This is a genomic window from Prevotella conceptionensis 9403948, assembly GCF_000312305.1.
In the GTDB taxonomy this organism is placed as follows: Bacteria; Bacteroidota; Bacteroidia; order Bacteroidales; family Bacteroidaceae; genus Prevotella; species Prevotella conceptionensis.
Genome location: NZ_HE999445.1, coordinates 383,720 through 387,602, shown reverse-complemented (window position 1 = coordinate 387,602; position 3,883 = coordinate 383,720). Strand labels below are relative to the sequence as shown.

Sequence of the window (3,883 nt, the reverse complement as noted above, 5' to 3'; positions counted from 1 at the left end):
ACGACGAAGAAAGTGCTGGTGAAGTGAGGTTGCACGTTATGAGTTGGCAGGGACCGTGGGGTTGATGCACCTTTAAAGCCTTTGTTAATGGGCTTGTGCTTACTTTAAGCTTACGCGCTTGTGTGGCTTTGGGGCTTGCCTGCCCTTAGCTGGGTGGGTTGGGTTTAGGCCGCGCATGCCTTGGCAACCATAAAAGATACCAACTTGATTGGGCAAACAGCTTGTGATAGCCTGCATCTTGTCGGCGTTTGATGCGCCCGTAAGCAGGCCATCACCATGCTGTTTGTGTGTTTGTTGGGTTTAAGCGCATGGCAACGTTGCGCATTTATTGCTGAAAGTAAATGGTTTTCGAGCTCCAATCGCTGTTGGCTAATTGCTGCACCATTTGTATGTGGCAAAACGTGGTTGTACATCAACAAGGGGCTTTGGTTGAAGTCGTTCCGTGTGTTTTCTACAAGTTGAAAGTCGGCTGTAGATGGCAGCATGCCTCTGCCTTTGCATGATGCTACCTTCGTTGGTCGTGCGTGGCCTGCTCTGCAACCGCTTGCGCTGCTGGTTGTAAGCGTACGTACTTTCTGTGGCATTCCCCACATGTGTGTGTACGGCACAATTGTTTTTGTCTAGTTTTCAGCAAGAAATTTAACATAATAAGTGCCCTTTCTATCCACCAACCGCTCACCTTGTCGCAAAAAATCGATTCTCACGGAGGTTTGTTTTGATGCAAAAAGGGGGTAGTTGTGCATGCAGTCAAAGTGAATATTTATTTAAAGACATCGCCATTAACACCCGTTTTTGGGCTTTTTGCGGCAAAATGCAGTGCGTTTTGGTGCTAAATGCAGTGCATTTTGGTGCTAAACGCAGTGCGTTTTGGTGCTAAATGCAGTGCGTTTTGGTGCTAAACGCAGCGCATTTTGGTGCTAAACGCAAGGTAATATGGTGCTAAATGCAAGACGAAAAGCATAAAAATGCACCGTAATGGTATGAACAAAACCTTTTAGAACAATGAAAAACATGGCTGAAAAGGGAAAAATAGTGGTTAAAAAGTGGGATTTTAGGGTCTAAAAGCGGGTAATTGGACCTGAAAAATGATGAGTTGGCAACCATTCTGGAAAGGCAAAAGCGTGCAAAATGCAGGTTTTTTCTTAAAAACAGACACGTCGTGAGAGGTGAAAAGCAAGAAATAGTAGTGTTTTACCTACTTTTTAACCCCGATTTTCGCTAGAACGGAGTGGAAAATAACGTGTCATTGTAAAATAAAAATAAAGATTTTAAGTTTTTGAGTTGATGAGTTGGTGGGTTGATGTGTTTTTGAGTTCTTTCTCATTCCTCGAAAAGTGCGTTTTCTCACCATGACAATGCTTGAGCAAGCTCGACATTGTTCGTTCGGCTTAACGAAAACGTTCTTCTCTCGTTCCTCGAAAAGTGCGTTTACTCGCCATGACAATGTTCGAACAAGCTCGACGTTGTTCATTTGGCTTAACGGGAGCATTCTTTTCTCGTTTCTCGAAAAGTGCGTTTTCTCACCATGACTATGCTCAAACAAGCTCGACATTGTTCGGTTGGCTTAACGAAAACGTTTTTCTCTCATTCCTCGAAAAGTGAGTTTTCTCGCCATGACAATGTTCGAACAAGCTCGGCATTGTTCGTTCGGCTTAGCGGGAACGTTCTTCCCTCGTTCCTCGAAAAGTGCGTTTACTCGCCATGACAATGTTCGAACAAGCTCGACATCGTTCGTTCGGCTTAACGAAAACGTTTTTCTCTCATTCCTCGAAAAGTGCGTTTTCTCGCCATGACAATGTTCGAACAAGTTCGACATTGTTCGTTCGGCTTAGCGAAAACGTTCGAATTGTATGCCTGTGCAAGAGGGAGCAACGGCCAAAACGAAAAGAAACTACCCCTAAGCAAGGAAGAACGACTTTCAAACAAGAAAGGGCGACCTGCAAGCAAGGAGGGAACAACCGCACAACCGAACGAGAGCGGTACTCAAGGATGAATGAACAACCCACAAGCTTGCGGTAACGTCACCCAAAGTTGAGGGAACGCCCCACAAGCAGGAGGGAACAACCTACAAGCAACGGGGACGCCCCACAAACAAGAGGAAACAACCTACAAGCAAGGGGGAACGCCCCACAAACAAGAAAGAGCAACCTACAAGCAAGGGGGAACTACCCCACAAGCAAAGGGGTAACAACCGTACAACCGAACGGAGAATGCTTTCTTCGTAAAGGCAAACGGCATGCACACGCCGCCTCTGCTTACAAATGCAAGTTGTGGCCCATACGTTCTTGTTTGGTTTTAAGATACTTGTAATCGTACTTGTTGGGATGCACCTCAACGGGCACATTCTCGGTTATTTCCAGTCCATAAGCCTCCAATCCCACGCGCTTTACGGGATTGTTGGTGATAAGCCGCATTTTGTGCACACGCAGATGGCGGAGCATTTGCGCACCACATCCGTAGTCGCGTTCATCGGGTTTGAAACCCAAATGCACGTTCGCGTCAACCGTGTCGTAACCTTGTTCTTGTAGTTTGTAGGCGGCAATCTTGTTCATCAGTCCAATTCCCCTGCCCTCTTGCTGCATATAGATAAGCACGCCACGTCCTTCTTTCTCTATCATTTCGAGCGAATGGTGCAGTTGGTCGCCGCAATCGCAACGCAGACTGCCAAGAATGTCGCCCGTGGCACACGACGAATGCACGCGAACCAATATCTCATCATCGTCTTTCCACTCGCCTTTGGTCAGCGCAAAATGCTCCAATCCATTGCTAATCTGTCGGAAAGGCGTAAGTTTGAAATGACCATACTTGGTGGGCATGTCCACGGTTTGCCCCACTTCGATAAGCGATTCGGTTCTTAGGCGATAAGCAATCATGTCTTTGATACTAATCAGTTTCATGCCATACTTATCCGCCATCACCTTCAATTCGGGCAATCGGGCCATCGTTCCGTCTTCGTTCATTATCTCCATCAGCGCACCTGCGGGATACAAGCCGGCCATTCGGCACAGGTCTATTGCCGCCTCGGTGTGTCCGCTGCGCCTAAGCACGCCGTTGTCTTGGGCATAAAGGGGGTTGATGTGCCCCGGTCGGCCGAACGTTTCGGGCGTAGACTTAGGGTCGGCCAATGCTCTGATGGTTTCTGCGCGGTCGTGTGCCGACACGCCCGTTGAGCAACCTTCCAGCTTATCCACCGTAACAGTGAACGGCGTACCCAGCACCGAGGTGTTATCGTTTACCTGATGGGGCAGGTTAAGCTCTTTGCAACGCGACAAGGTGATGGGTGCGCACAACACGCCACGTGCATGTTTCAACATGAAGTTCACCATTTCGGGCGTTATCTTTTCGGCAGCCACGATGAGGTCGCCTTCGTTTTCGCGGTCTTCATCGTCTACAACAATCACGAACTTACCTTCTTTAAAGTCCGCTATTGCCTCTTCTACGCTATTGAGTTTTATTTCTGACATGTTTGTTTATATTATATTGTATTCGTTATTGTAAGACTCCCCAACGCTCTCCAAAGGAAAATACGGGGTCACTCCTTACTACTTACTCCTTTTACAACTTACTCCTTATATATATATACTCCTTACTACTTACTCCCTACCACTTACTACTTACTCCTTACTCCTTACTCCTTAACTACTCAAAGTTTCCCTATCTGCGCGATAATTTGGTTGTTGTTTTGCACCACCACGCGCAAGTCTTTTAGCAAGCGCAGCCTAAATCGCCACATTCTGATGTACAACACCAAACCAACGGGAACCAATATGGCCGCCACTGTGTTGAGCCATTGCCGGTTAAAAGGACGAGTATGGGCCTTCACCGACATGACGGGATATTCGTTCAGGAGGTTCAATATGGCCTTATCGCGCGTGTTGCCCAA

Annotated in this window: 1 protein-coding gene and 1 pseudogene; both read right to left on the bottom strand. The window is 47.2% G+C overall.

Annotated features, from left to right (window positions below; genetic code table 11):
- Nucleotides 1-2,255: 2,255 nt before the first annotated feature.
- Nucleotides 2,256-3,464, bottom strand: coding sequence for a bifunctional 3,4-dihydroxy-2-butanone-4-phosphate synthase/GTP cyclohydrolase II (locus BN93_RS05895; protein ID WP_019187416.1), 1,209 nt, complete (start codon nucleotides 3,462-3,464; stop codon nucleotides 2,256-2,258).
- 179 nt (nucleotides 3,465-3,643) lie between these two features.
- Nucleotides 3,644-3,883 (bottom strand): annotated as a pseudogene (locus BN93_RS05890) (LptF/LptG family permease); the annotation flags it as partial.